This is a genomic window from Halorarum sp. SLYT50, assembly GCF_059821265.1.
The window spans coordinates 700,884-726,048 of sequence record NZ_CM187555.1; the positions used below are offsets into that span (position 1 = coordinate 700,884).

Here is a 25,165-nt window from a genome sequence, read left to right on the forward strand (position 1 = left end):
CGTCTCCGACCGGGGGGGAGAAACGAGGAGGTGACCGACCTACCCCGTCGACGCCGGCGGCGCCTGTCTCGGAAGCTTGGGGATGAGCCACGCGAGGAAGGAGTCCTGGCTCCGCGTCTGGAGCCAGATGCGCCCCTCGCCGCCGAACTCGGCGACGAGCCCCTCCCCGCTGAGGAGCGTCGACTTCAGCCCGCCCACGCGCCGGACGGTGAAGTCGGCGGTGTCCTCGAAGGCCACGATGTGGCCGGTGTCGACGGTGTACGTCTCGCCGGGGGAGAGCACTCGTTCCTCGATTGCACCGTAACTGGACACGAACAGCGAGCCCGTCCCCGAGATGCGGAGCAGGAACAGCCCCTCGCTTCCGAAGAACGTCTTCGCACCCCCGAACTCGGTGTCGAGGTCGAGCGCCGGGTCGGAGGCGATGTACGACCCCGACTGCACGTACACGGTCTCGTCGTCGAGGCGGTGGTGAACGATGTCGCCCGGGAGCGGCGGCGCGAAGGTCACCGTTCCGGGTTCGGTGGCCGTGAACGTGTTCTGGAAGAAGCTCTCGCCCCCGAACAGACCGCGGCTGAGCGACTTCAGGAACCCGCCGGTGGCGTTCGTCTCCATCTCGATGCCCTGGCTGTGACTGACCATCGCCCCCGCCTCCGCGCGCACCTGCTCGTTCTCGTCGAGCGAGAGTTCGACCATGGCGAACGACGGGCGGTTCGTTATCGTCTGCTCCATACCGACGGGTTCACCCGAGAGAAATGATAAGTATGGCTACCAGTTGACGGGGTTTTCTCCCGGCGTGACGGCGGACTCTCCACGTGGTGCTACCGGCCCGACGACCGGCGACCCGGCCGTCGCCGGTCCGAAACCGGCGACGGCTCAGTACTCCCAGAGCCGTTCGATTCGCGAGTCGATGGCCGGGTGGTCCGCGCGGAGCGTCTCGACTCCGGTCTCCCCGTCCACGTTGACGACGTGGACTTCGCCGCGCAACCCGGAGTAGACGTCCTGAAAGTCGTACACGACGCCGATCACGTCGACGCCGGAGGGCACGTCGTCGCTCTCGACGAGGAACTCGACCTGCCGGTCGACGTTGTACTCCACGAGCAGGTTCACCGCCTCCGTCCGGCCCGCGTCCGGCGGGAGTAGGTCGACCCCCGCTTCGAGGCGGGGCGTCAGCAGTCCGAGGCAGTGGGCGATTCCCGCCGGTTCGGCGTCCGAGCCCTCGTCGGTCAGGTCGTCGTACGCGGCCGTGACGGCTCCACACCCCGTGTGTCCGACGACGACGACGGTCTCCGTCCCCGTGTGTTCGACCGGGTAGAGGACGTCCCCCGAGACCACGTCGCCCGAGTCGGTCCGCTGGACGACCCGGTTCCCGATGGTGCTGCACGTGAAGACCCGTCCGGGTTCGTCGTTCCCCCAGATGTGGTCCTGCAGGACGCGCGAGTCCGAGCAGCAGACGGTGACGACGCCCGGTCGCTGCGCGTCCTGCACGCCGTCGAACCGGGAGTGAAACTCGCTGGCGTGGTCCGCGTTGGCCCGCAGAAGGGTGACGAATTCTTGGCGCACGGCGGGAGGAAGTCCCGCAGCAAGTAATTCCTCGGGTCTATCACGGGGCCCCCGCTCGGACCTCGACGGGAGCGACGAGACGCGCCGGACGGGGACGGGTCCGGAGTCGGCCCGCTAACCGAGGGGTGCCGGGAACCGTTAGCTCGGGGCCGTCCCGCCTTCTCTGATCCGGTCGCCGCCGGCGCTTCGGTCGAGCGGGTCCTCGAGTTCGCCCATCACGGCCTCAAGCGCGTCGGTCGCGGTGAGGAGGCCGACGACGTCGCCGTCCGAGAGCACCAGCGCGAGTTCCTGACGTTCGGCCTGGAACCGGTCGATGGCGTCGCTGACCGTCGTCTCGGCCGAGACGGTCATCGGCGGCGCCGCGATATCGGCGAAACTCGTCTCGCCGGCCTTCAGTCCCTCGATGCGGTCGATGACGCTCGGCACGTAGACGATTCCCTCGACCGCCTCGGCGTCCGCGCCGACGAGCGGGTAGCGGGTGTGAGGCGTCTCGGAGACGCGTCGGAGGTTCTCCTCGACCGACGCCTCGGTCGAGAGGAAGACGACGTCCGTCTCGTCGACCATCACGTCTCGCACCTGGACAGTCCCGGCTCCGAGTGCGCCCAGGACCTCGTCGTGACGCTCGTCCGATATCTCTCCCCGTTCGAGCAGCGAACTCATCCGGTTGCGCAACTGGGCGCGCGTCTCGATGGCGTCCTCCTCGGCTTCGAGCCACGCGCCGGTCATCTCGACGCCGAACAGCCGCAGCGTCCACTTGGCGACCCAGTCCCCGAGCGTGATGAGCGGGGAGATGACCACGTAGAACCAGTACAGGGGCGCGGCGCCATACCGGCACACCATCCGCGAGCGCTCGACCCCGAGGTAGGTCGGCGTCTGCTCGCCGTGCGTGAGGTGGACGAGGTTGATGATCAGGTACGCGATGAGCGCGCCGGCCCCGATGGTCGCGAGCGTCGTCCCGGCGAACAGCGGTTCGAACAGCGCCGCCAGCGCCGGTTCCGCGACGATGCCGACCGCGATGCTCGACGCGGTGATTCCGACCTGACAGGTCGTCAGATACAGTTCCAGCTCCTGTGTCATCTCCCAGGCGCGTTCGAGTCTGGCGTCGCCGCCGACGAACTCGTCCTCGGTGAACTGTCGGGCGCGCGTGAGCGCGAACTCGATGGCGACGAAGAACCCGTTCGCGAGGATGAGTGCGACGCCGGCGACGAGGCGGAGACCGATCTCGGTTGTGTTCATTTAGGCCGTATCCGCTCCGTCCACCTCCAGCGCTTTAGAAGCGTCGGCCCGTCCCGACAGTTAAATACTCGTCTGTCGGTTCGAGAACCGACGGCGGTCAGGGTGCTGTTCTGATAGCAACAGTGGGGCAGCGTTAAACGAGAGAGCGTCGAACTCGGGGTCGAATGGTTACGCGAGACCTGGACGCGCTCGACAGGCGAATCCTCTACACGCTCCAGAAGGAGGCGCGACACACGTCGTCGAGCGACGTCGCGGCGGCGCTCGACGTCTCGGCGAGCACGGTCCGGAACCGGATACAGCGGCTCGAGGCGGACGGGGTGATCAGGGGATACCACGCAGACGTCGACTACGAGTCGGCGGGGTACCAGCTGTACACGCTCATCGTCTGTACGGCCCCGATTCCGGAGCGAGAGCAGCTCGCCGCGGCGGCGGCGGACGTCCCCGGCGTCGTGGAGGTACAGGAGGTGATGACCGGCGAGGCGAACGTCCTCGTGCGGGCCATCGGCGTCGACGGCGACGACCTCAGCCGAATCGGGAGAGAACTGGACGAACTCGGGCTACGGGTCTCGGACGAGGACCTGGTCCGGAACACCCACCAGCGTCCGTACTCCAGATTCGGCGACCCCGACGACGGCTGAGGGGACCGCGTCCTGTGAGGGGCCCGTCGGCGCTCCCGGTCGCGACCCGGCCGGTCGACGGGGAGCGCTGACCCCCGGGTTTTTCGCCCGGGTGGACCGTGGGACGGCCGTGGACTCCGAGAAGGAGAAGATGCTGAGCGGGGAACTGTACGACGCCGCCGACCCCGAACTCGTCGCGGAGCGCGAGCGAGCCCGCACCCTCACGCGGCGGTACAACCGGACGACGCCGGACGACTCGGAGACGCGTCGCGACCTGCTCGACGACCTGCTCGGGTCGTCGGGGGAGTCGTGCGAGATAGAGCCGCCGTTCCGGTGCGACTACGGCTACAACGTCCACGTCGGCGAGAACTTCTACGCGAACTTCGACTGCGTGGTGCTGGACGTCTGCCGGGTCGATATCGGTCGGAACTGTCAGCTGGGACCGGGCGTACACGTGTACACGGCGACCCACCCGGTAGACGCCAGCGAGCGAATCGAGGGACCCGAGTACGGGGAACCGGTCACCGTCGGCGACGACGTCTGGGTCGGCGGACGGGCGGTGCTCAACCCCGGCGTGACCGTCGGCGACGGCGCCGTCGTCGCGTCGGGCGCAGTCGTCACCGACGACGTTCCAGCCGGCGTCGTCGTCGGCGGGAACCCCGCGTCGGTCGTCAGGGAGTTGGAATGAGTCGGCGGGCCAGCGTCGGTCGACCGGTCACCGACCGTCGAGCCTCGACCCTCGGACACCGCAGAGACGACTCGGAACACCTACCTCTTTCTCTCCGGCGAGCGTAGTGGGCGGGCGAGTTCACATGGTCTCATTCCTCGTGTACTACGGCACCGGCGAGGGACAGACGGCGAAGGTCGCCGAGCGACTCGCGGACGCGTTGCGCGGACGGGGGCACGACGCGACGGTGGTGGACGCCGACTCGGGGGGCGCTCCCGACGTCGAGGCGTTCGACGCCGTCCTCGTCGGCGCGTCGATTCACGTCGGGCGGCACCAGTCGGCGGTCCGCGAGTTCGTCGCCGCGAACCGGGACGCGCTGGCGACGCGTCCGACGGCGTTCTTCCAACTGTCGCTGTCGTCGGCCCAGGACGACGAGACGCACCGGGCGGAGGCGGCGGGGTACGTGGACGAGTTCGTGGAAGCGACCGGCTGGCACCCCGACCGAATCGGTCTGTTCGGCGGCGCGCTCCGCTACTCGGAGTACGGGTTCCTGAAGCGGCTGCTGATGAAGCAGATAGCCGAGAAGGCGACGGGCGATACTGACACCTCCCGGGACTACGAGTACACCGACTGGCACGAGGTCGACGCGTTCGCCGCCGACGTCGCCGCGTTCGTCGAGGGGCGGCTCGGAGTGCGTCCGCCCGACGCGACAGGCGGACCCGGGGTCGAGTGACCGGGGTCGGGCCCGGTTGACGGCTCCTCTCGGGGCCAGAGGACATTTGCCCTCTCGCAGTCCTACCTTCGCCGATATGAGCCTGCTGTCGCAAGTGATGACGTACTACCCGTACGTCTTCCACCCGATCACGCTGCTCGGCGCCGGGACGCTACTACTCGTTCACTACGAGTGGGCGAGCCAGGGTGCCGACCGGTCGGAACTCCGGCGCCGCGTGGGCGCGTTCCTGGGAGCGGGCGCGCTCGCGCTCGTTCCTACGGTCGCGTTCTTCGCCGTCACCGGGGCGAATCCGGTGAATTCCACGCAGGGGAACAGTTGGACCATGGACGCGCTGGTCGCGAGCGGGCTACTCATCGTCGCCGCGGTGACGTGGTACCTCTGGAACCGGTACGACTGGGGTGAACTCGTCCCCGGAAAGATGGTCGCACTCGCCATCGTGACCGCCCCGTACGCCGCGCTCTCGCCGGTCTGGAACGTCTCGGGGCACGTCCTCCTCTCGGTCCTGCCGGCGCTGTACCTGACGCTGGTCGACCGGAAGTTCTGGCCGCTACTGGTCGTGCCCGTGGTGATGGTTCCGAACCGGCTCTACCTCGACGCGCACACGCCGCCGCAGGTGGTCGGCGCCTTCCTCCTCGCCGCCGCGGTCACGGTCGGCGTCTACTGGCAGCGGGCCGGCGGGTCGCTCAGGCCAGCCCCCGAGGCACCGAAGTTGCTGAAGTGACCCGGTCGAGGCGGGTCGCTCACGTCCCGCGGGTGGCCGCGTCTCGCGCGTTCCGCACGAGTTACAGGAATCGTCTTCAGCGAACGCTTTAGCGTCCGTTCGGCCACCTAGCCGCCATGGTCACCGACGGCTCGGGGACGGCGGTAGGCCCGGAGATGGGCGTCGAACCGTACCTCTCGCGTATCGGCGTCGACGCGGCCGACTTCGGCGGACCGGACCACGACGCGCTCGAACGACTCCAGCGGGCGCACGTCACGACGGTCCCGTTCGAGACGCTCGCCATCACCGGCGACCCGTTCGGCGTCCGCGAGGGCGAGGGCGTGTCGCTGGCCGTCCCGGCCCTGTACGAGAAACTCGTCGCGCGTCGCCGCGGGGGGTTCTGTTACGAACTCAACGGTCTCTTCTCGTGGCTGCTCGGCGAACTCAGCTTCGACCCCACGACGCTCGCCGCGCGCGTCGTGAGCGACGACGGGGGTCGTCTGCCCGCGAACCACCGCACGACGGTCGTCTCGCTCGACCGCCGGTACCTCGTCGACGTCGGGATGGGTATCCCGACGATGCGTCGCCCGCTCCCGCTCGACGGCGGTGTCAGGACGGACGAAGCCGGCGTCTCGTGGCGCGTCGTCGCGAGTCCCCGCCCCGACGCGGACTACCGGGCCCAGTACCGGGACGCGAGCGAGGAGGACTGGAGCGACCGGTACGTCTTCCGGGACGTCCCGCGCGAGCCGTGCCACTTCGAGGCGACCTGCGAGTACCTCGCCACCGCGCCCGAGTCGCCGTTCACGGGCGACCCCGTCGTCACCCTCGCGACCGACGAGGGTCACGAGAGACTCTCGCCGGAGGCGCTGACCCAGGTCGGCGACGGCGAGGAAGCCGAGCGACCGGTCGACGAGACGGGCTGGTTCGAGGCGCTCGACTCGCGGTTCGGAGTTCGGAACCCGTGACGTCAGACGAGCGCGGCCGAACGAACGCGAGCGGCCCCGGCGACGGACGCGCGGTCGCTCACTCCTCGTCCGTCCCACCCATCACCGACGCGAACGAGCGGTCCGCGTCGACCGGTTCCGCGAAGACGAGTTCGTACCCGTCGGGGTCTCGAACCGCGAGTTCTCGGGTGTTCCATCCGGTCTCCGTCGGGCCGTCGACGACCGTCGCGTCCGAGTCGCTCGCCCGCGCCGCCACGTCGTCGACCGACCCGTCTTCGAGGGTGAAGTAGATGCGCACGCCCTCCCCCCGTCTCGTCGCGTCCCGCCCCGGGGACGCGCTCGACGCGGGCCTCGTCTCGTCCGCGACGAGCATCACGTCCGCGTACCGCCGGTACCGGACGTGCGCCATCGCCGGCATCGAGTAGACGACGACGAATCCGAGCGCCGCGTACCACGCCGTCGACGCCGCCACGTCGTCGACAGCGAGTTGGGGAAACAGCGGCATCGGGTAGACGTCTGAGTCGAATTCGTTCACGTTCTCCGTTCGACTCCGCCGACGATAACCCGTCCTCTCCGTCCCGACGGAGCCGATGACCCCGGTGGAAACGTAATATTATCCACCTAATATGGTATTACGTGTCTATACGTCACCCCATGAAACGTTGAAATACTGTTGGCTGATACTGCGTGCCACGATGACCGACGACGCCACGATGAAGGACGTCTCCCACACGCCGCCGCACGAGACGTCCGCGGACGCGGTGTGGGAACGAGGAAACGAGAAGCCGACCGCGGACGAGGACGCCGACGAACCGACCGCGCCCGCCGACGACTGATTCTTCACACGCCGACCGACACGTGACCGAGCGGAGGGGCGTCGATACGGGCGAGACGACCGACGAGGACACCACGTTCGGCGTCGTCGGTCTCCGTTCAGGTGTGAGTGACGCCGTCCGGAGGAACGGGAGGAGACGCGTCGCTCGCGCAGTCGGAGGGCTCAGGGTGCGACGACGTCCACGACCGTCTCCGCCTCGCAGACCAGGTTGTAGGCGCCCTCGTCGTCGTTCCAGAGCACGAGGACGTTCTCGAACGCGACGACCGCGCCGTACGACGCGTCGAGCAGCGCCCGGTTGAGCGCCGACTCGCCGGTCACGACCGCGTAGTGTTCGAGTTCCTCCGACCCGTCGCCCACCTTGAACAGCGGGTTCGCCCCCCGCGGACTCAGGTCGCGCGAGAGTTTCACCGCGAGGAGGTTCACCCGGTTGGTGACGTGGCGCTCGGACTCGGCCGTGCGGGCGTGGCGGTCGGCGCTCGCGCGCACGTCGGCGCGCCGCCGGTCGTCCGTTCGGAGCACCGCGTACGAGAAGCGCACGTCGGCGTTCGTGAACGTCCCCGGTTCGTCGGCGGGACCGCGGCTGGCGGCGTCGTCCAGCCGTCGCTGGAACCGCGGCACCGCGAGCGCCGGCCGCTCGTCGAACGACCAGCCCCGGTCGCTCGGTGCGGCGTCGGGCCACAGCCTGAGGTCGGGCGCGTACACGCCCACGTCGCCCCCGGGCGGCGTCAGCGCCCGTTCGACCGCCCGCATCCCGGTCGAAGTGTTCAGGTCCGCGGGCGCGAGCAGGAGACACGACCCGTCGGGCGCGAGCGCGTCGAGGTACCGCCGGACGACCGCCTCGGGGTCGGCGAGTTCCGAGAGCACGTTCCCGAACAGCAGGAGGTCGACTTCGCCGAGCGTCCCGGGGTCGAACGCCTCGGCCGTGTCCCGGTGGACGGTCGTCCGGACGTTCCGGCGCGTGCCCGCGAGCATCCGGTCGAGCACGTCGGCGTTCGCGTCGCTCGGTTCGAGGGCGTGGTACGCCACGAGCGCGTCGTCGGGCAGGTAGTCGTGGAGGGCGAGCGCCGGTCCGCCCGCGCCCGCGCCCACGTCGAGGACGCGGAGTCGACGGGGGAGCGACCCCGTCTCGGCCACGTCGTCGAGGACGTACCCCGTCGCGGCGTAGAAGTCGGGGAGGTGATAGACCGCGTACCCGAGCGCCGCGTCCGCGTCGTACGCCACGTCGCGGCCGCGGTAGTAGTCCTCTTTCAGTCGGCGAATCGCCGTCCGGAGACGGTCGCCCGAGTCGCCCGTCGCCCAGTCGCGGCCGTAGCGTTCGACGAGGACGTCCTCCACCACGTGCGCGTACGCGTCGGGGAACGCCTCCGGACTCCAGTCGACTCGCGGCGCCGGGTCGTCGTTCGCCGGGACGAACGTGCCGTCCGCTCGCTCGAACAGCGCGAGGTCGAACGCCTCCTCGCGGAGCGCGCGCCGGACGACCGCCGGGTGCGGCCGACCGGGGAGGTACTCGTACACCTCCTCGGGGTCGACGGGCCGGACGTTCCGGAGGTACTTCGCCGTATCGCGCAGTTCCTCGCGGTCGACGCTCATCCGCCGAAGAGACCGCCGCGCTCGTCGTCGTCGGTCTCGTCGGCGTCGTCGCTCTCCGCGGCGGTCCGGTCGGTCTCGCCGTCGGGGCGCCAGCCGCCCGCGCGCACCCGCTCGCCGGCTCGCTCGAACAGTTCGGTGAACCGCTCCTCGTCGGTGACGGCGAGCGCGCGGGCGGCCGTGGCGAGTTCGTCCGCGCCGCCGAACGTCTCGCGGATGTCGGCGTACACCCGGGGGTTCCCCTCGGTGACGGTCCACGCGAGGTCGCGCAGCCCCTCGGAGATGGGGGTCTGGAACCGCCCGTCCACGTCGTCGGCCGCGAGCGCGTACGCCAGCACGGCGGCGTGAGCCGCCGTCTGGACCGACGCCATCGCCTCGTCGTGTTCCGCGGCCGTCGTCTCGAACACCCGATTGCCGGCGTCCGACAGTCCCTCCTTCACCCGTTCGACGACGGACCCCGACCGGCCGCGGACGTACGCCACCCGGCCGGGGGCGCGCTCGGGGGCGAACAGCGGGTGGAAGCTGGCGTACTCGCCCTCGGCGTGGGTCTCCATCGCGTCGAGCGGACCGCCCATCGCGCCGGACACGTCGACGAGCGCGCCGTCGGCGGCGTTGGGCGCGTACCGCTCGACGGCGTCGGCGGTGGCCGGCATCGGCACGGCGAGGACGACGCAGTCGAAGCGCTCGTCCGTGTCGGGCCGAACGACCCGGCCGTCCACGACGGCCTCGGCGGCGTCGGTGGCGGTCTGCGGGTTCGTGTCGACGAAGCCGACGCGGTCGGCCGTGGACCGGAGCGCGCGTCCGACCCACCGACCCATCTCTCCCGCGCCGACGACGAGCAGTCGCATGGGGGGTGTATCGGGACGGGCGCCGAAAGGGTATCGGTCCGCGCCGTCGGCCGTCGCCGTGGCTCGCCGAGGTTGAGTGCCGAAACCCGGTCGGCCGGCCGACCGTCGGGTCGGAGGCGAGTCGCGTCTACTCGGCCGTCCGTTCGAAGAGGCGGGCGACGCGTTTCTCCGTCGGCGGGTGCGTCGAGAGGAGTCGCGCGAGGAGCCCCCGTCGCCCGCCGAAGATACACAGCGCCGCCAGGTTGTCCGAGACGTCGGGGGCGTCCTCGTGGCAGCCGACCGCGGTTATCTTCTCCAGGGCCGACGCCATCGCGTCCGGGTTCCCGGTGGCTCGGATGGCGTCCGCGTCGGCGGCGTACTCCCGGTACCGCGAGATGGCGAGCACGAACACCATCACCACGAGTTCGACCACGACGCTCACCACCCAGCCGACGAGCGTGCCGACGAACGAGTCGCCCGCGAGCGCGATGACCCAGTACACGCTGAGTCCCACCATCGACGCTATCGACTGACCCAGCAGGAGCACGAGCACGTCGCGGTTCCGGATGTGCGCGAGTTCGTGCGCGAGGACGCCCGCCAGTTCCTCGTCGTCGAGGAGGTCGACGAGCGTGTCCGAGACCACGACGGTCCCCCTCCCCTTGCGCCCGACGGCGAACGCGTTGGGGACCCCCATCCGGCCGACCATCAGGCGCGGTTTCTCGATGTCCATCTCGTCGCTCAACCGCTCGACCGTCCGGTGTATCCCGGGCCACTCCGACTCGTCGAGTTCCTCGGCGTTCACGCCGCGGAGCGCGAGTTTCACCCCGAGGACGTACTGCACGCCGACGAAGAGGACGCTCCCGGCCAACACGAGCGGGAGCCCCACCCCGACGGAGTACGCCACGGTCGCTAGCGCGGCGTAGAATCCGAACAGCACGCTTCCCGCCACCACCATCCGTATCCGTAGTCCCGTGTGTCGCACGACTCCCGTCGGGGGGAACCACGGTATAGTACCGGCGCTCCAGTTATCGGTTACGAGTCTTCGACCACCAGTTCGACCGGGTAGTCGGTGAGGTTCTCGTGGCCGTCCTCGGTGACGACGACGATGTCCTCGATGCGGACCCCGCCCACCGCGGGGTCGTACAGCCCGGGTTCGACGGTGACGACGTGTCCGGCCTCCAGTTCGCCACCCCGGGGGTTGAGTCCCGGGAGTTCGTGGACGTCCAGCCCGACGCCGTGGCCCGTCGAGTGGATGAACCCCGTCTCCGTCGTCGGGTCCGAGCGGAGCGTCGGGTAGCCGGCCGCCTCGTACACGTCGCAGGCGGCCGCGTGGACGTCCGCGCCGGTCGCCCCCGGTTCGACCGCCGCGAGCGCCGCGTCGAGCGCCCGTTCCGTGCAGTCGAACCGCTCGCGTATCGCCTCGCTCGGCTCCCCCTTCACGAACGTCCGGGTCATGTCCGAGTGGTACTTGCTGGCCTTCTCGCGCGGGAACACGTCGACGACGATGCTCTCGTCGGCGCGGAGCGGGCCGCTCCCCCGGTCGTGCGGGTCGGCGGCGTCCGCGCCGCAGGCGACGATGGTCTCGTCCAACCCGCAGCCGTGCCGCAGGAGCGTCACCTCTATCTCCTCCTTGACGCGCTCGCTGGTCAGGGTGTCACCGTCGTGGGTCAGCGTCCCGTCGTCGGCCACGTCGGCCGCGGCGACGAGGTCCTCCGCTGCGCGGAGCGCCGCCTCGTTCGCCGCCTGCGCGCGCCGAACGTGGTCCACCTCCTCGTCGGTCTTGACGGCGCGGACCGACTGGACTACGTCGTCCTCGTCGACGTCGACGGCCACGCCCGCCTCGCGCAGGCCGTCCGCGACGCCGACGGGGAACCGGGCGGGGACGAGCACGGAGTCGGCTCCCTGGTCGGCGAGGAACGCCGCGTAGGTGCGCGCGCTCCCCGCGAGTTCGCCGTGTTCCTCGACGCGTTCGTGGTAGTCGTACTCGGCGAGGCGGGCGACGGTGTCCGCGCGCGACTCCGACCGGGCACGGCCGTACTCCAGTCCGGAGACGAGGAGCGCGAGTCCGGCGGGCGCGTAGGCGGTGAAGAACGGGTCCGGGGCGTCGAACCCCGAGAGGTACAGCTGGTTGGAGTCGGTGCTCGCGGCGTCGAGACAGTAGGCGTCGGCGCTCGTCCGGCCGAGCAGGTCGTCGACTTCGGAGAGGTCAGGGTCCACGCTCGCAGAGGGGGGGCGGCGAGCACTAAAGTCGTTTGAGAGGCCCCGGGGGGACTCGTCGCGTGTAGACGGCGTGCGAAGCGAGGGGATATAAAAACACCTTGAATAGTTAGAAGTCAGAGTAAACGGGTGGTGAATCGTCTTGTCGTGTTGACGAATGAGTAGCCGCGGAAACGACCGACCCGAGGACGGTCGGCCAACCGATGACCTGTCAAAGGAGACAGAGGAATCGAGCGACGAGTATCGGAGTCCGGCGGCGCCGAACGAGGAGGGTGTGTACGGCGTCGAGTTCGACGGCGAGACCGTCTACCGGACTCGATACGACCCCACGGTCCGAAACCCGAGCACCATCGTCCTCGCGATGATCTCCGCCGTGACGGGCGAACCGGTCGAAGAACTCGACCCGCTCTGGCCGAAGGTTGACCTGGAGGCGCTCGACCGCCTGTTCCCGAACCGCGACGGCCACGGCGGCGTCGGCGGCAGCATCCGGTTCTGTTACCATGGAACCGAGGTGGTCGTCTGCGACGACGGGTACGTGACCGTCCGTGCGCTCGAAGACGAATCGAACGACGAGTGGGTACCGACGGGGAGCGGCGAGAAGTAGCCGCGTCCGGTACACACTTGCCCGACCGGCCGGAGAGGCGAGCCATGGACGCACACGTCTCACCGTCCCGCGTCGGCGGGCGGGCACGCGCGCCGCCGTCGAAGAGTTACACCCACCGGGCGCTCCTCGCAGCCGGGTACGGCGACGGAACGGTCGTCCGCGACCCGCTGGACAGCGCCGACCCGCGCGCGACCGGGCGCGCGGTCGAGGCGTTCGGGGGCGCGGTGACGTGGGACGAGGCGGCGAACGCCGCCCGCGTCACGGGCTTCTCCGGCCGTCCCGAGACGCCCGACGACGTGCTCGACTGCGGCAACTCCGGGACGACGATGCGGCTGGTCACCGCGACCGGAGGCCTCGCGGGCGGGCTGGTCGTGTTGACCGGCGACGACTCGCTCCGCTCGCGCCCGCAGGGACCGCTCCTCGAGGCGGTGACGCGACTCGGCGGGCGCGCGGAGTCGACCCGCGGTAACGGGCAAGCGCCCCTCGTCGTCGGCGGGGCGATGTCCGGGGGGTCGGTCGCCATCCCGGGCGACGTCTCCTCGCAGTTCGTCACCGCGCTGTTGATGGCGGGCGCCGTGACCAACGACGGCATCGCGGTCGAACTGGAGACCGAACTCAAGTCCGCCCCGTACGTCGAAATCACGCGGGAGGTGCTGGCCGACTTCGGCGTCGACACCGAGCGCACGGACGACGGGTTCCGCGTCCCCGGCGGGCAGGCGTACCGGGCCGAGGAGTACGCGGTGCCCGGCGACTTCTCCTCGATGTCGTACCTGCTCGCGGCCGGTGCGCTCGCCGGCGAGGGGGAGGGAGTCACCGTCGACGGGGCGCGCCCGAGCGCACAGGGCGACTCGGCCATCGTCGACGTCCTCGGACGGATGGGCGCGAGCGTCGACTGGGACCGCGACGCCGGCGAGATACGCGTCGGGCGCGCGTCGCTCTCGGGCGTCGAGGTGGACGTGGGCGACACGCCCGACCTGCTCCCGACCATCGCCGTACTCGGCGCGGCCGCCGGCGGCGACACGCGCATCGTGAACGCCGAGCACGTCCGCTACAAGGAGACGGACCGCGTGGCCGCGATGGCCGAGGAGTTGGGGAAGATGGGCGCCTCGGTGACCGAGGAGCCCGACTCGCTCACCGTCCACGGCGACGACTCGGAGCTCCGAGGGGCGACCGTCGACGGCCGGAGCGACCACCGCATCGTGATGGCGCTCTCTGTCGCCGGTCTCGTCGCGGAGGGGGAGACCACGGTCCGCGGCGCTGAACACGTCGAGGTGTCGTTCCCCCACTTCTTCGAGACGCTCGCCGACCTGGGTGCCGACGCCCGCGTCGACGGCTGACGGTTCGTCTGCGGAACCGCCGGGGCTTTGGCGGCTCCCGCCGTCGGGCGAGCCGTGTTCCGCGACGACGTCGCCGCCCGCCTCCGCACGGACGAACTCGCGCCGGGGTTCCTCCGCCCCGCGTACGACGACTACTGCTTCGGGAACGTCCCCGCGACGGTGGCCTCCCAGTTCGGCGTCCGCCTCGACGGGCCGACGCTCCCCGACGACGCGACCCGCGCTCTGGACGGCGCGGAGACGGTGGTCGTCGTCCTCGTCGACGGGTTCGGCCTCGACCAGTGGCGGCGGCACGCACCCGGAACGGTCTTCGAACGGGTCGCCGACCGGGGGACGGCCACGCCGCTGACTTCGGTGTACCCCTCGGAGACGGCGGCGGCGCTGACGACGTTCGAGCGCGCGTGTCCGCCCGTCGTCCACGGGAGCGTGGGCTGGAACTGCTACCGCCGCGAGCACGACGCGGTCGTCGAGTTCCTCCCGTTCCGCCTCAAGGACGGCCGCGACGCGACCGACGCGCTCGGAGTCGAGCGGGGTGACCTCTCGGCCGGCACCCCGTTCGTCGACCGGCTGACCGACGCCGGCGTCCCCGTCCACCAGGTCCTCCCCGCCTCGGTACTCCCGGCCGACGACGGGGGCGGAGCCGACGGCGGAGCGGCGCCGGAACGAGAGACGACCGGCTACGACTCGTTCGAGGCGTTCGCGCGCCGCCTCCGCGACACGGTGGAGGCGACCGACGGCGGGTACGTCTACGCCTACCTCCCGCACGTCGACCACGCCGGCCACGAGGTGGGGACGCGCCACGCCGACTACGCGGCGGTCGTCGCGGACGTGGCGGCGGCGCTCGACCGGGCGCTCGTGACCGACCTCCCGACCGACGCCGTCGACCGGACAGCGCTCGTGGTGACCGCCGACCACGGCCACGTCGACACCGACCCGGAGCGGAACGTCGACCTCTGGACCGACGGGGCGGTCCGCGACGCGGTCGGCACCGACCGGTTCGGCGTCCCGCGGTTCGGGGGCGGCCCGCGCAACGTCCACCTCCACGTCGACGACGGCGACCCGGCCCGCCTCCGGGACCGACTCGACGCCGAACTCACCGGCGACCGGGCGGCGCTCGTGTTCACACGCGAAGAGGCGCTCGGCGCCCGCCTCTGGGGACCCGCCGGGCCGAGCGCCGCGTTCCGGGCCAACTGCGGCGACGTGGTGGTCGTCCCCGACGAGGTGAGCGTCTGGCACGGCGAGGAGTCGGACGAACTCGACCTCGTCGGGATGCACGGCGGCCTCCACCCGGACGAGCAACTGGTCCCGTTCGCCGCGGTGCGGCTGTCCGACCTCAGGACGAACGAGTAGGGGGGCGGCGGCCGACCGTACGGCGGCGAACGCGCCGGCACGGTTTTGCGGCCGCCGGCCGACCCCTCGCCCGTGAACCCAGAGCCGTTCGTCTTCGAGTTCCGGACGGGCGACATCCACTACGGGCGGGGCTGTATCGACGACGCCGGCGAGGCGCTCGGCGACCGCGGACTGGAGCGGGCGCTCGTCGTCTGCGGGTCGAACGTCGGCGCGAACCGGGCGCTGATGGACGCGGTCGAGGCGGGGCTGGGCGACCGGTACGTCGGCACGTTCGACGGAACGACCCCCGACAAGCGGGTGGAGACGGCCGTCGAGGCGGTCGAGCGCGCGGACGCACTCGACGCGGACGCGTTCGTCCCCGTCGGCGGCGGCTCCAGCCTCGACACGGCGACGGTCGCGAGCGCGCTCCGCGCGGACGGGCGCGGCCTCGACGACGTGCGCCGCGAGGTGCGCGAGACGGGCGGAATCGCCGTCCCCGAGGGGGGAGACCCGACGCCGCTCGTCCCGGTGCCGACGACGCTCGCCGGCGCGGACATGTCGACCGTCGCCGGAGCGACGGTGGACCTCGGCGACGAGGTAGTGAGCGCGGGCGTGGGCGACGAGTCGCTCGCGCCCGCGGCGCTGTTCTACGACCCCGCGCTGTTCGAGACCACGCCCGAGAGCGCGCTGGCGGGGTCCGCGATGAACGGGTTCGACAAGGCGCTCGAGACGCTGTACTCCCGGCACGCGTCGGTCATCACCGACGCGACGGCGGCCAGGGCGGTGGAGTGCCTCCGGGCTGGACTGCCGTCGATGACCGCGGAGACCGAGGCGATGGACCGCGCCGTCGCGGGAACCGTCCTCGCCCAGTACGGCGTCTCCCGGCCCGAACGGACGACGCTCAGCGTCGTCCACGCCCTCGGGCACGGCCTGCGCGACGCGTTCGGCGTCCAGCAGGGACTCGCCCACGCCGTCGTCGCCCCGCACGCCCTGCGCTCGGTGCTCGACGCGGGTGCCGGACGCGACCCGCTGTACGAGGCGTTCGACGCCGCGGACGACGACGCGGTGGTGGCGGCGGTCGAGGCGGTCCGGGACGCGCTCGGCCTCCCCTCGCGGCTGCGCGACCTGGACGGCGCGAGCGAGGACGCACTCGCGGCGGCCGCGGCGGCGACGGCCGACGACCGGTTGCTACCGAACGCGCCCCCCGGGTACGACCTGAGCGAGTCGGACGCGCGGGCGCTCCTCGACGCGGCCTGGTAGGCGAGCGGGGCGACGACCCCGCCGGCGGTCTCGCTATCCGTAGGGTTCATACGTCGGCGGAGAATGTAACTCGTATGACCGAACGGGAGGGGGAGCTTCGGCTGCTCTTTCTCGGGGGGGAGACGGCGACGGTCGAGGCGGTGGAGGCGGCGCTCGAATCCGAACGCGCCGTCGGGTCGGTCCGCGTCGCGGCCGAACCCGGCTGGGACGAACGCGTGTGCGTCGGGGGGTACGACTGCCTCCTCGTCGCCGAGAGCGCGCCCGAGGGACTCGCGAAGGGGGCGGCCGGGGTCCCCCGACTCCGCGTCGGAACCGCGGACGGAGCGGCGGACCGAGACGTCGGCGAGCGGCTAGCGGCCCGCGTCCGCGCGGTGACCGGGGTGAGCGACGGGCGGCGGCGGGCGCTGGAACGGACCGCCGAGGCGGTGTACGGGGTCGACGCCGACTGGCGCATCGGGCTGTGGAACGACGCGATGACCGGGCTGACCGGGATACCGGCCGCGTCGGTGCTCGGGGAGGTGCTGTGGGAGGCGGTACCGGGCGTCGTCGGAACGAATCTGGAGACCGAGTACCGGCGCGCGGCCCGAACCGGAGAGGCGCGTACCGTCGAGGGACGTCCGGGCGGGAGCGGCGACCGGGTCACCGTCCGGGTGTTCCCCGACGCCGACGGGCTGACGGTGTACGCGGGTGGCGTCTCCGGACGCGAGCGGGGGTCCGACGAGACGCGAGCGGCCGGCCGACGGCTGGAGGCGCTCGTCGAGGCGACGCCGGTCCCCGTCACGGCGGTGAACCGCGCCGGCGAGGTGACGCTGTGGAACGGCGCGGCCGAACGCGTGTTCGGCTGGTCGAGCGACGAGGTGGTCGGGGAACCCACGCCCGTCGTTCCCGAACGGGAGCGCGCCGACTTCGAGGAGAACCTCCGCCGTGCGCTCGACGGGGAGCGCATCCACGGCCGGGAGGTCACCCGCCGGACCAGGTCCGGTGACCTGCTCGACGTCCGACTCTCGACCGCACCGGTGCGGGGTCCGACGGACGACCCGAGCGGAGCCGCGAGCGAGGTCATCGCGACGTACGAGGACGTGAGCGAGCGAAAGCGGTACGAGCGACGGCTCAGAGCGCTCCAGGAGGCGACCGGTCGGCTCAACGTCGCGTCGACGAGCGAGGAGGTGGCGGGGCAAGCCGTCGAGGCCGCGGTGGAGGTACTCGACATGGGACTCACGGTCCTCTACGAGTACGACTCGACGCGGAACGCGCTGGTTCCGCTCGCGCGCGGCGCGGAGACGAGCGAGACGTTCGGCGAACTCCCCACGTTCGGACCGGACGAGGGGCTCGTGTGGGCCGCGTTCGAGGAGGGGGCTCCCCGAGTGTACGACGACGTGAGCGAGGCGCCGGAGCGGTACAACCCCGAGACGACGGTCGGAGCGGAACTCATCGTCCCGCTCGGCGACCACGGCGTGCTGTTGACCGGGTCGACCGAGCCGTACGCGTTCGACGAGACGGAGGTGGCGATGTTCCGGTCGCTCGCCGCCGCGGTGGAGGCGGCGCTCACGCGGGCCGACCGCGAGAGACGGCTCGCGCGCCAGAACGAACGGCTCGAGGAGTTCTCGCGGGTGGTGGCGCACGACCTGCGGAACCCGATCTCCGTGGCCGACGGCTTCCTCGACCGGGCGCGCGAGACGGGCGACCCCGACGACTTCGACCGGGTCGAGCGCGCGCTCGACCGGATGTCGCGGCTCGTCGACGACCTGCTCGCGCTCGCACGGGGGGGTGAGACGGACCGGGACGCCGAACGGGTCGACCTGGACGCGGCCGCACGCCGGGCGTGGGAGAACGCGCCGACGGCCGGCGCGACGCTGAACGTCGACGAACTCCCCGAGGTGACGGGCGACGCCGGACGGCTCGCGCAACTGTTCGAGAACTGCTTCCGGAACGCGGTCGAACACGGCGACGAGGACGTCACGGTCCGGGTCGGTGGGCTCGACGGCGGCGGTTTCTACGTGGAGGACGACGGACGTGGCGTCCCGGACGACGAGCGCGAGGCGGTGTTCGAGGAGGGGTACACCACTCGGCGCGACGGGACGGGGTTCGGGTTGGCCATCGTCGAGGACGCCGCGGCCGCGCACGGCTTCGCGGTCGAACTGGCGGAGGGCGACGACGGGGGGGCGCGCTTCGAGTTCCGTCCGGCGTGACCGGTCGAGGAGCCTCGAGTCGCACCGGGAGGTGTCGGGCGGCATCCAGCCCCAGCCCCGGTCCGACGCCCAGACCGAACGACAGTGGGAGGCGCGGCGCGCGGTTCCCGCCGCGTCCGTCGGGCTTTATGTCCCCCAGTCCGGAGACACCGGTAATGAACGGCAACGAGTTCGGCCGACTCTTCCGCGTCACGACGTACGGGGAGAGCCACGGACCCGCGATGGGCTGTACCGTCTCCGGCTGTCCGGCCGGCGTCGAACTGGACGAGGACGCCATCCAGCGGGAACTCGACCGGCGCAAGCCGGGTCAGTCGATGATAACCACCAGTCGCGGGGAACCCGACGAGGTGACGGTCAACTCCGGCGTGCAGGACGGTTACACCACCGGCACGCCCATCGGGATGACCATCGAGAACAAGGACGCCCGCTCGGGCAAGTACGAACCGTTCGTCACCGCGCCGCGCCCGAGCCACGGCGACTTCACCTACTCCGCGAAGTTCGGCACGCGCAACTGGGGGGGCGGCGGTCGTTCGTCGGCCCGGGAGACGGTGAACTGGGTCGCCGCGGGCGCGGTCGCCCAGCAGGTGCTCGACGCGAGCGAGTACGACGTGCGGGTGAAGGCGCACGTGAACCAGATCGGCGACGTCGAGGCGCCGGAGGTGAGCTTCGAGGAGATGCTCGAACACACCGAGGAGAACGAGGTCCGGTGCGCCCACCCGGAGACGGCAGAACGGATGCGCGAGCGCATCGACGAGTATCAAGAAGCTGGGGACTCCATCGGCGGGAGCGTCTACTTCGAGACGCGCGGCGTCCCCCGGGGGCTGGGCGCGCCGCGGTTCGACTCGGTGCCCGCGCGTCTCGGCCGCGCGATGATGGCCATCCCGGCGACGACGGCGTTCGAGTTCGGACTGGGCCGCGACGCGCGCGGCGTGACGGGCCACGACCGAAACGAGGACTGGGCGTTCGACGCCGGCGACCGCCCCGAGACGGTGAGCGAGGAGGGCGACCCGGTGCCCGTCGGCAACGACCACGGCGGCCTGCAGGGCGGTATCACGACGGGCGAACCCGTCTACGGCGAGGTGACGTGGCACGCCCCGACCTCGATTCCGAAACAGCAGACGACCGTCGACTGGGAGACGCGCGAGGAGAAGGACATCCAGGTCGTCGGGCGACACGACCCGGTGCTCCCGCCGCGGGCGGTTCCCGTGGTCGAGGCGATGCTCCGGTGTACGATGCTCGACTTCATGCTGCTCGGCGGGCGCATCAACCCCGACCGAGTGGACGGACGGGTCGGCGAGTACGACACGGAGTACCACCCGAGCAGCCCGGAGAACGAGGAGTGACCGGCGGACGCGCGAACCGCGAGCGGCGCGGGTAGCGGTGTCCGTGCCCGTGCATCGTCACCCCGTCTCTCGTCGTGGTTCCCTACGGGCGCGTCGGCGTCGGGTCGCTCCCCGCCGTCAGGGTCTCTGAACCGGAGGTCGCTCGACGAGTCACGCGGACGGTGACCCGCGCGGCGCCGTACCCCTTCGGCCCCTGCGATGTGGTGAGTTGGACGGTGTAGGTCCCGACGGTCTCGTAGGCGTGGACGAACCGGGTGGACGTCGGACCCCGCCGGAACTCCTCGACCGTCGCGTCGCCGTACTCGACCCGGAAGCTCTGGAGCGGGTCGGCGGCGAACGTCACGCGCGTCCCCGGCGGCACGGTGAGCGTCCCACCGTCGCTCGCTCGCCGGCCGTCGGCCGACGCGGCGAACGAGACGTTGTCGTGCGTGGCGAGCGTGCGGACCGAGCGCGCCACCCCTTCCGTGTCGGTCCGGCCGTCCGCGTCCGTGACGGTCACGTTCACGCGCCGGAGTCGTTCACCGCCGGTGGGCGAGGGGAAGACGTGCCGGACGGCGGAGCGCGCGCTCCCGTCGAGGCGGCCGAGCGACTCGGTCTTCACCGTCTCGTCGTCGAACTCCCACACCGCGGTCACCGGTTCGTCGGTCTCGCCCTCGACGGTCGCGCTCAGCGCGTACGCGCCGTGCTCGATGGTGTCCGACGGCGAGGACTGCGAGTCGTCGTCGTGGAGCGTCCAGACGACGGGGACGTCCACGTCGAGCGGGACCGACGAGTCCCCGTCTCCCGCCTGCGCCGTCGGGCCGTCGGTGACCTCGACCCGCTTCCGGACGGTCACCCGCTCGCCCTCGTCGTCGGTCACCGTGACGGCGACGGTGACGGGCGACTCGGTCGCGCTCGGCATCCGGACCTCGTTCTCGAACCGCGACCCGGTCCGATTGGGCGGACCGGACGACCACGAGACGGTCACCGGCCCGCCGTCGGGGTCGAACGCCTCGACGCGGTACGTCTGCACGCTCCCCTCCGGCGCCTCGTCCGGGCCGGAGAGCGACGCCGCCGGCCTCCCCTCCTCGTACACCTCGACGGCGGTCGTCGCGGTGTCGGTCGCGCCCCCCTCGTCGACGACTCTGCCGCGTACCGAGTGCGTCCCGGGTTCGGTGAACGTGTGCGTCAGCGTCGTCCCCCTCGCCGACGTCGGGAGGTCCCACTCGTGGCGAGCGACCGTACCGTCGGGGTCGCTCCCGTGGAGGACGAACGTGGCCGTCTCGCCGACCGCGACCCGGTCGGGACCGTCGACGAACGCGTCCGGCGGGCGGTTCGCCCCGCCGCTCCCGTTGGTCACCGTGACGGTCCGCTCGAGCCGAACCGTCGCGCCGTCGTCGTCGGTCACCGTCACGGCCAGGGGGACCCGCGTTCCGACGGGGTGGTCGAACGCCTCCGCGACGGTTCGACGGTGTTCGCCGGTCGTCCACCGGTAGGAGACGACCCGCCCGTCCGGGTCGTCGACGGCCGCCTCGAACGTCGCCGACTCGCCTCGGGAGACGGTCGACGGGCCGACGAGACGCCCGACCGGCGCCGCGTTGGACGGCGTCGCGTTCCCGCCGTCCTCGCCCGGGTCGGTCGGCGGGCGCACGTCGACGAACAGCGTGTCCGTCCGCGTCGCGCCGTCGTCGTCCCGGACCGCGAGCGTCACCGCGTACCGTCCGGCCGTCGGGGGGCGAAATCGCGCGGTCACGTCCGTCGGGTCCGTCGGGGGGAACGCGGTCCCGGCGGGCGTCTCGACCCGCCACTCGTAGCCGACGAGGCGGCCGTCCGGGTCGAGCGAGCCGCCGCCGTCGAGGAGAACCGTCTCGCCCGCGCGCACAGTACGGTCGAGACCCGCGTCGGCGAGCGGTGCGTCGTTCACGGACGCCGGGTGGACCGCGGCGGCCTGCGGCGCGGCGAGGAGGAGACAGGCGAGTACGAGCGGGACGAGTCGCATCGGTTGGCGCGACTGGCGCGTCGTCGTGGATAAAGTTTGAGCGGAGATTATCAGATGTAATTTTATATAGAGAGACGGACGTAATCCAGTCGCGCGTGGAGCCGGAACGACCGCATCCCTCACGAACGTTCCGTGAGAACCTATAGCAAGGTCTTTTACTCGGGCTAGATTACCATCCCGATACTAGGCCTTGGCGGAAGGCCATTGACCTACTATGGCAGACAACGAACTCATCTGGCGAATCGCGGGCGGGTCCGGTGACGGCATCGCCTCGACGAGCCAGAACTTCGCGAAGGCCCTGATGCGTGCAGGGCTCCACGTGTTCACGCACCGGCACTATCCGTCGCGCATCCGCGGGGGCCACACGTACGTCGAGGTCCGCGCCTCGAGCGACCCCGTGAAGTCGCGGGGCGACGGGTACAACTTCCTCCTCGCACTCGGGGACTCGTTCGCGCGCAACCCCCAGGACGAGGCGTACTACGGGAACGAAGAGATCAAACCGCTGTCGGAGAACCTGGACGAACTCCGCGAGGGCGGGGTCATCGTGTACGACGAGGGACTCGTCGACACCGAGGACATCCCCGACTTCGACGAGCGCGTCGAGGAGAACGACTGGCACGTCTACCCGCTCGACCTGCGCGGGCTCGCGCGCGAGCAGGGCCGAGAGGTCATGCGCAACACCGCTGGCGTCGGTGCGACCGCCGCCATCACGGGCATCGAGCTCGAGTGGGTCGAGGAGCTGATGAGCGACGCGATGCCGGAGAAGATACTCGAACCCAACCTCGAGATCCTCAACATCGCGTACGAGTCGGTCCAGGAGGAGTACGACACGGACGCGCCCGACGTCGGCGTCCCCGAGGGTGAACACGACGAGGAACAGCTCCTGATGTCCGGGTCGGACGCCATCGCCTACGGTGCCATCGACGAGGGGTGCCGGTTCATCGCCGGCTACCCCATGACGCCGTGGACGGAGGTGTTCACCATCATGTCCCAGAACCTCCCCGAACTCGGGGGTATCTCCGAGCAGGTGGAGGACGAAATCGCCGCCGCCTCGCTCGCCATCGGCGCTTCGCACGCCGGCGTGAAGGCGATGTCCGGCTCCTCCGGCGGCGGGTTCGCGCTGATGAGCGAGCCGCTCGGGCTGGCGGAGATGTCCGAGACGCCGCTCGTGCTCATCGAGGCGATGCGCGCCGGGCCGTCGACCGGGATGCCGACGAAGCCCGAGCAGGCGGACCTGGAACACACCCTGTACACCTCGCAGGGTGACTCCCAGCGCGTCGTGCTCGCGCCCGGTACCGTCCAGGAGGCGTACGACCACGCGCGCACGGCGTTCCGAATCGCGTACGACTACCAGATTCCCACGGTCATCCTCTACGACCAGAAGCTGTCGGGCGAGTTGACGAACGTGCCGGCGAGCCACTTCGACCGCGACCCCAACCCGTCGATGGGGAACACGCTCACCGAGGCGGAACTCGAGGACGAACCCCACACGGACGACGGCCAGTTCGAACGCTTCCAGCACGACGTCGAGGACGGCGTCCCGCCGCGCTCCGTGCCGGGCCAGAAGGGCGGGCGGTTCCTCGTGACCGGGAACGAGCACAACCCGGCCGGCCACATCAGCGAGGACCCCGACAACCGCATCGCGCAGATGGACCGACGCACCCAGAAGATGCAGGCCATCCGCGAGAACCTCGACACGGAGTCGCTCCTCGTCGAGCACGGTCCGGAGGACGCCGAGTACGGCATCCTCACGTTCGGCAGCCAGCAGGGGACCGTCGAGGAGGCGGTCGACCGGCTGAACGAGAACGGCACGTCGGTGAAACTGCTCACCGTCGGCGAACTGATGCCGTACCCGCGCGAGCACGTCGCCGCGTTCATCGAGTCGGTCGACGAGGTGCTCGTCGTCGAGATGAACGCCTCCGGCCAGTTCCGCGGACTGACCCAGAAGGAACTCGGGCGGTACGGGGAGAAGCTCTCCTCGCTGCTCAAGTACAACGGCAACCCGTTCGAACCCGAGGAGATAGTCCAGGGGTTCGAGGCCAGCATCGTCGAGGACGGGTCGGAGACGCCCGACCACCAGACCAAGTTCGTACCCGCGGCAGGTGACTGACCAATGAGTGCATTCAGCGCGATCGGAGAAGAGCGGGATATCGACCGGGAAGAGTACACGCCGGCCATCGAGCCCCAGCCGACGTGGTGTCCGGGCTGTGGCGACTTCGGCGTACTCAAGTCCCTGAAGCAGGCGCTGCCGGAAGTGGGCCGCACCCCCGACGAGACGCTGCTCGTGACGGGCATCGGCTGTTCGGGGAAGCTGAACAGCTACCTCGACAGCTACGGCTTCCACACCATCCACGGGCGGTCGCTGCCCGTCGCGCGGGCGTCGAAACTGGCCAACCCCGACCTGGAGGTCATCGCCGCCGGCGGCGACGGCGACGGCTACGGCATCGGCGGGAACCACTTCATGCACACCGCCCGGGAGAACCACGATATGACGTACATCGTGTTCAACAACGAGATATTCGGGCTGACGAAGGGGCAGACCTCCCCCACCAGCCCGAAGGGGCACAAGTCGAAGACCCAGCCGCACGGGTCGGCGAAGGCCCCCATCCGGCCGCTGTCGCTCGCGCTCACCTCGGGCGCGTCGTTCGTGGCCCGGACGGCCGCGGTGAACCCGAACCAGGCGCGCGACATCCTCGTGCAGGCGATGGAGCACGACGGCTTCGCGCACGTCGACTTCCTCACCCAGTGTCCGACGTGGAACAAGGACGCGCGCCAGTACGTCCCGTACACGGACATCAACGAGTCCGAGGACTACGAGTTCGACCCGACGAACCGCGCGGACGCACAGGAGATGATGCGCGAGACCGAGGACAAACTGTACGAGGGCGAGGTCCTCACCGGGGTCTACTACCAGGAGGAGGACCGCCCCTCCTACCAGCAGGAGAAGCGCGACATCGGCGAGATGCCCGAGGAAGCGCTCGCGGAGCGCTACTTCGACGAGGAGTACGAGTGGGAGCGCTCGTACGACATGTTCCTCGACAAGCACAAGTAGCGCCGCACCCGACCGCGGACGCTCGTTCTTTCGAGGGCTGAATCGGACGTTTCAGTGAGTCGTCGCGCTCGCGAGAGTGCGGCCGTCGGTCAGTGTTAGTCTGTCCCCGCGCGACGAGACGAAGGAGCGAGTGCCTTTTTTCGCTTCGGAAGG

General features: G+C 70.8%; 23 protein-coding genes. 14 read left to right on the plus strand and 9 right to left on the minus strand.

Features of this window, described 5'->3' with window-relative positions; genetic code table 11:
* Nucleotides 1-39: 39 nt before the first annotated feature.
* The 3 genes from AC6RUA_RS03700 to AC6RUA_RS03710 all read right to left on the minus strand — a co-directional run bounded on the left by AC6RUA_RS03700 (nucleotide 40) and on the right by AC6RUA_RS03710 (nucleotide 2,796).
* Entirely contained in the window at nucleotides 40-729 is a 690-nt protein-coding gene (locus tag AC6RUA_RS03700) for a TIGR00266 family protein (RefSeq protein ID WP_499814593.1), read from the minus strand.
* A 144-nt stretch (nucleotides 730-873) separates the two neighbouring features.
* Entirely contained in the window at nucleotides 874-1,560 is a 687-nt protein-coding gene (locus tag AC6RUA_RS03705; protein ID WP_499814594.1) for a carbonic anhydrase, read from the minus strand.
* A 138-nt stretch (nucleotides 1,561-1,698) separates the two neighbouring features.
* Entirely contained in the window at nucleotides 1,699-2,796 is a 1,098-nt protein-coding gene (locus tag AC6RUA_RS03710) for a CNNM domain-containing protein (RefSeq protein ID WP_499814595.1), read from the minus strand.
* A gap of 164 nt (nucleotides 2,797-2,960) precedes the next feature.
* On the opposite strand from AC6RUA_RS03710, the gene AC6RUA_RS03715 reads away from it, so the two are divergent.
* From AC6RUA_RS03715 to AC6RUA_RS03735, 5 genes are all read left to right on the plus strand, one after another.
* On the plus strand, nucleotides 2,961-3,434 hold the full coding sequence (locus AC6RUA_RS03715) for an Lrp/AsnC family transcriptional regulator (protein ID WP_499814596.1): 474 nt from the start codon (nucleotides 2,961-2,963) through the stop codon (nucleotides 3,432-3,434).
* A gap of 109 nt (nucleotides 3,435-3,543) precedes the next feature.
* Complete coding sequence (locus AC6RUA_RS03720) at nucleotides 3,544-4,101, plus strand: sugar O-acetyltransferase (protein WP_499814597.1); 558 nt, start codon at nucleotides 3,544-3,546, stop codon at nucleotides 4,099-4,101.
* Nucleotides 4,102-4,225: 124 nt separating this feature from the next.
* Complete coding sequence (locus AC6RUA_RS03725) at nucleotides 4,226-4,813, plus strand: flavodoxin domain-containing protein (RefSeq protein ID WP_499814598.1); 588 nt, start codon at nucleotides 4,226-4,228, stop codon at nucleotides 4,811-4,813.
* 76 nt (nucleotides 4,814-4,889) lie between these two features.
* Nucleotides 4,890-5,534 (plus strand): phosphoesterase, encoded by a 645-nt coding sequence (locus tag AC6RUA_RS03730; protein ID WP_499814599.1) that lies wholly within the window; start codon nucleotides 4,890-4,892, stop codon nucleotides 5,532-5,534.
* Nucleotides 5,535-5,650: 116 nt separating this feature from the next.
* On the plus strand, nucleotides 5,651-6,478 hold the full coding sequence (locus AC6RUA_RS03735) for an arylamine N-acetyltransferase family protein (protein WP_499814600.1): 828 nt from the start codon (nucleotides 5,651-5,653) through the stop codon (nucleotides 6,476-6,478).
* A gap of 58 nt (nucleotides 6,479-6,536) precedes the next feature.
* On the opposite strand, the gene AC6RUA_RS03740 is transcribed toward AC6RUA_RS03735, so the two are convergent.
* The gene (locus tag AC6RUA_RS03740; RefSeq protein ID WP_499814601.1) at nucleotides 6,537-6,992 is read right to left on the minus strand and encodes a VOC family protein; all 456 of its coding nucleotides are present in this window, start codon (nucleotides 6,990-6,992) and stop codon (nucleotides 6,537-6,539) included.
* Between the two features lie 160 nt (nucleotides 6,993-7,152).
* Here AC6RUA_RS03740 and AC6RUA_RS03745 point away from each other — a divergent pair, with 160 nt between their 5' ends.
* Nucleotides 7,153-7,293 carry a DUF7989 family protein gene (locus AC6RUA_RS03745; protein ID WP_499814602.1) on the plus strand — a complete coding sequence of 47 codons (141 nt, stop codon included), beginning with the start codon at nucleotides 7,153-7,155 and terminating at the stop codon, nucleotides 7,291-7,293.
* 161 nt (nucleotides 7,294-7,454) lie between these two features.
* On the opposite strand, the gene AC6RUA_RS03750 is transcribed toward AC6RUA_RS03745, so the two are convergent.
* The 4 genes from AC6RUA_RS03750 to AC6RUA_RS03765 all read right to left on the minus strand — a co-directional run bounded on the left by AC6RUA_RS03750 (nucleotide 7,455) and on the right by AC6RUA_RS03765 (nucleotide 11,923).
* Nucleotides 7,455-8,882 carry a DUF8157 domain-containing protein gene (locus AC6RUA_RS03750; RefSeq protein WP_499814603.1) on the minus strand — a complete coding sequence of 476 codons (1,428 nt, stop codon included), beginning with the start codon at nucleotides 8,880-8,882 and terminating at the stop codon, nucleotides 7,455-7,457.
* The gene (locus AC6RUA_RS03755; RefSeq protein ID WP_499814604.1) at nucleotides 8,879-9,727 is read right to left on the minus strand and encodes a prephenate dehydrogenase/arogenate dehydrogenase family protein; all 849 of its coding nucleotides are present in this window, start codon (nucleotides 9,725-9,727) and stop codon (nucleotides 8,879-8,881) included. Before AC6RUA_RS03755 ends, AC6RUA_RS03750 begins: the two co-directional genes overlap by 4 nt.
* Nucleotides 9,728-9,854: 127 nt before the next feature.
* Nucleotides 9,855-10,688, minus strand: coding sequence for a M48 family metalloprotease (locus tag AC6RUA_RS03760; protein WP_499814605.1), 834 nt, complete (start codon nucleotides 10,686-10,688; stop codon nucleotides 9,855-9,857).
* A 50-nt stretch (nucleotides 10,689-10,738) separates the two neighbouring features.
* The gene (locus AC6RUA_RS03765; RefSeq protein ID WP_499814606.1) at nucleotides 10,739-11,923 is read right to left on the minus strand and encodes a M24 family metallopeptidase; all 1,185 of its coding nucleotides are present in this window, start codon (nucleotides 11,921-11,923) and stop codon (nucleotides 10,739-10,741) included.
* Nucleotides 11,924-12,080: 157 nt separating this feature from the next.
* Between AC6RUA_RS03765 and AC6RUA_RS03770 the strand changes: the two genes are divergently transcribed.
* The 6 genes from AC6RUA_RS03770 to aroC all read left to right on the plus strand — a co-directional run bounded on the left by AC6RUA_RS03770 (nucleotide 12,081) and on the right by aroC (nucleotide 19,982).
* Nucleotides 12,081-12,527 carry a HalOD1 output domain-containing protein gene (locus tag AC6RUA_RS03770; RefSeq protein ID WP_499814607.1) on the plus strand — a complete coding sequence of 149 codons (447 nt, stop codon included), beginning with the start codon at nucleotides 12,081-12,083 and terminating at the stop codon, nucleotides 12,525-12,527.
* A 44-nt stretch (nucleotides 12,528-12,571) separates the two neighbouring features.
* A complete protein-coding gene (aroA, locus tag AC6RUA_RS03775) occupies nucleotides 12,572-13,864 on the plus strand; it encodes a 3-phosphoshikimate 1-carboxyvinyltransferase (RefSeq protein WP_499814608.1) in 1,293 nt (430 codons plus the stop codon).
* A 54-nt stretch (nucleotides 13,865-13,918) separates the two neighbouring features.
* Nucleotides 13,919-15,211: an alkaline phosphatase family protein gene (locus AC6RUA_RS03780; protein ID WP_499814609.1), complete on the plus strand. Its 1,293-nt coding sequence runs from the start codon at nucleotides 13,919-13,921 to the stop codon at nucleotides 15,209-15,211.
* A 72-nt stretch (nucleotides 15,212-15,283) separates the two neighbouring features.
* Nucleotides 15,284-16,450 (plus strand): iron-containing alcohol dehydrogenase family protein, encoded by a 1,167-nt coding sequence (locus AC6RUA_RS03785; RefSeq protein WP_499814610.1) that lies wholly within the window; start codon nucleotides 15,284-15,286, stop codon nucleotides 16,448-16,450.
* Between the two features lie 74 nt (nucleotides 16,451-16,524).
* Nucleotides 16,525-18,639, plus strand: coding sequence for a sensor histidine kinase (locus AC6RUA_RS03790; protein ID WP_499814611.1), 2,115 nt, complete (start codon nucleotides 16,525-16,527; stop codon nucleotides 18,637-18,639).
* Nucleotides 18,640-18,794: 155 nt separating this feature from the next.
* On the plus strand, nucleotides 18,795-19,982 hold the full coding sequence (gene aroC / locus AC6RUA_RS03795) for a chorismate synthase (protein WP_499814612.1): 1,188 nt from the start codon (nucleotides 18,795-18,797) through the stop codon (nucleotides 19,980-19,982).
* A gap of 82 nt (nucleotides 19,983-20,064) precedes the next feature.
* Here aroC and AC6RUA_RS03800 read toward each other — a convergent pair whose 3' ends face one another.
* Complete coding sequence (locus AC6RUA_RS03800) at nucleotides 20,065-21,960, minus strand: PKD domain-containing protein (protein ID WP_499814613.1); 1,896 nt, start codon at nucleotides 21,958-21,960, stop codon at nucleotides 20,065-20,067.
* Between the two features lie 214 nt (nucleotides 21,961-22,174).
* On the opposite strand from AC6RUA_RS03800, the gene AC6RUA_RS03805 reads away from it, so the two are divergent.
* Both AC6RUA_RS03805 and AC6RUA_RS03810 read left to right on the plus strand, forming a co-directional pair.
* On the plus strand, nucleotides 22,175-24,070 hold the full coding sequence (locus AC6RUA_RS03805; RefSeq protein ID WP_499814614.1) for a 2-oxoacid:acceptor oxidoreductase subunit alpha: 1,896 nt from the start codon (nucleotides 22,175-22,177) through the stop codon (nucleotides 24,068-24,070).
* Between the two features lie 3 nt (nucleotides 24,071-24,073).
* On the plus strand, nucleotides 24,074-25,012 hold the full coding sequence (locus AC6RUA_RS03810; protein ID WP_499814615.1) for a thiamine pyrophosphate-dependent enzyme: 939 nt from the start codon (nucleotides 24,074-24,076) through the stop codon (nucleotides 25,010-25,012).
* Nucleotides 25,013-25,165 lie beyond the last annotated feature (153 nt).

Coding starts and splice junctions, on each gene's coding strand:
- AC6RUA_RS03700 (WP_499814593.1), bottom strand. CDS start 729: ATGGAGCAGACGATAACGAACCGCCCGTCGTTCGCCATGGTCGAACTC.
- AC6RUA_RS03710 (WP_499814595.1), bottom strand. CDS start 2,796: ATGAACACAACCGAGATCGGTCTCCGCCTCGTCGCCGGCGTCGCACTC.
- AC6RUA_RS03715 (WP_499814596.1), top strand. CDS start 2,961: ATGGTTACGCGAGACCTGGACGCGCTCGACAGGCGAATCCTCTACACG.
- AC6RUA_RS03725 (WP_499814598.1), top strand. CDS start 4,226: ATGGTCTCATTCCTCGTGTACTACGGCACCGGCGAGGGACAGACGGCG.
- AC6RUA_RS03730 (WP_499814599.1), top strand. CDS start 4,890: ATGAGCCTGCTGTCGCAAGTGATGACGTACTACCCGTACGTCTTCCAC.
- AC6RUA_RS03735 (WP_499814600.1), top strand. CDS start 5,651: ATGGTCACCGACGGCTCGGGGACGGCGGTAGGCCCGGAGATGGGCGTC.
- AC6RUA_RS03745 (WP_499814602.1), top strand. CDS start 7,153: ATGACCGACGACGCCACGATGAAGGACGTCTCCCACACGCCGCCGCAC.
- AC6RUA_RS03750 (WP_499814603.1), bottom strand. CDS start 8,882: ATGAGCGTCGACCGCGAGGAACTGCGCGATACGGCGAAGTACCTCCGG.
- AC6RUA_RS03755 (WP_499814604.1), bottom strand. CDS start 9,727: ATGCGACTGCTCGTCGTCGGCGCGGGAGAGATGGGTCGGTGGGTCGGA.
- AC6RUA_RS03770 (WP_499814607.1), top strand. CDS start 12,081: ATGAGTAGCCGCGGAAACGACCGACCCGAGGACGGTCGGCCAACCGAT.
- aroA (WP_499814608.1), top strand. CDS start 12,572: ATGGACGCACACGTCTCACCGTCCCGCGTCGGCGGGCGGGCACGCGCG.
- AC6RUA_RS03790 (WP_499814611.1), top strand. CDS start 16,525: ATGACCGAACGGGAGGGGGAGCTTCGGCTGCTCTTTCTCGGGGGGGAG.
- aroC (WP_499814612.1), top strand. CDS start 18,795: ATGAACGGCAACGAGTTCGGCCGACTCTTCCGCGTCACGACGTACGGG.
- AC6RUA_RS03800 (WP_499814613.1), bottom strand. CDS start 21,960: ATGCGACTCGTCCCGCTCGTACTCGCCTGTCTCCTCCTCGCCGCGCCG.
- AC6RUA_RS03805 (WP_499814614.1), top strand. CDS start 22,175: ATGGCAGACAACGAACTCATCTGGCGAATCGCGGGCGGGTCCGGTGAC.
- AC6RUA_RS03810 (WP_499814615.1), top strand. CDS start 24,074: ATGAGTGCATTCAGCGCGATCGGAGAAGAGCGGGATATCGACCGGGAA.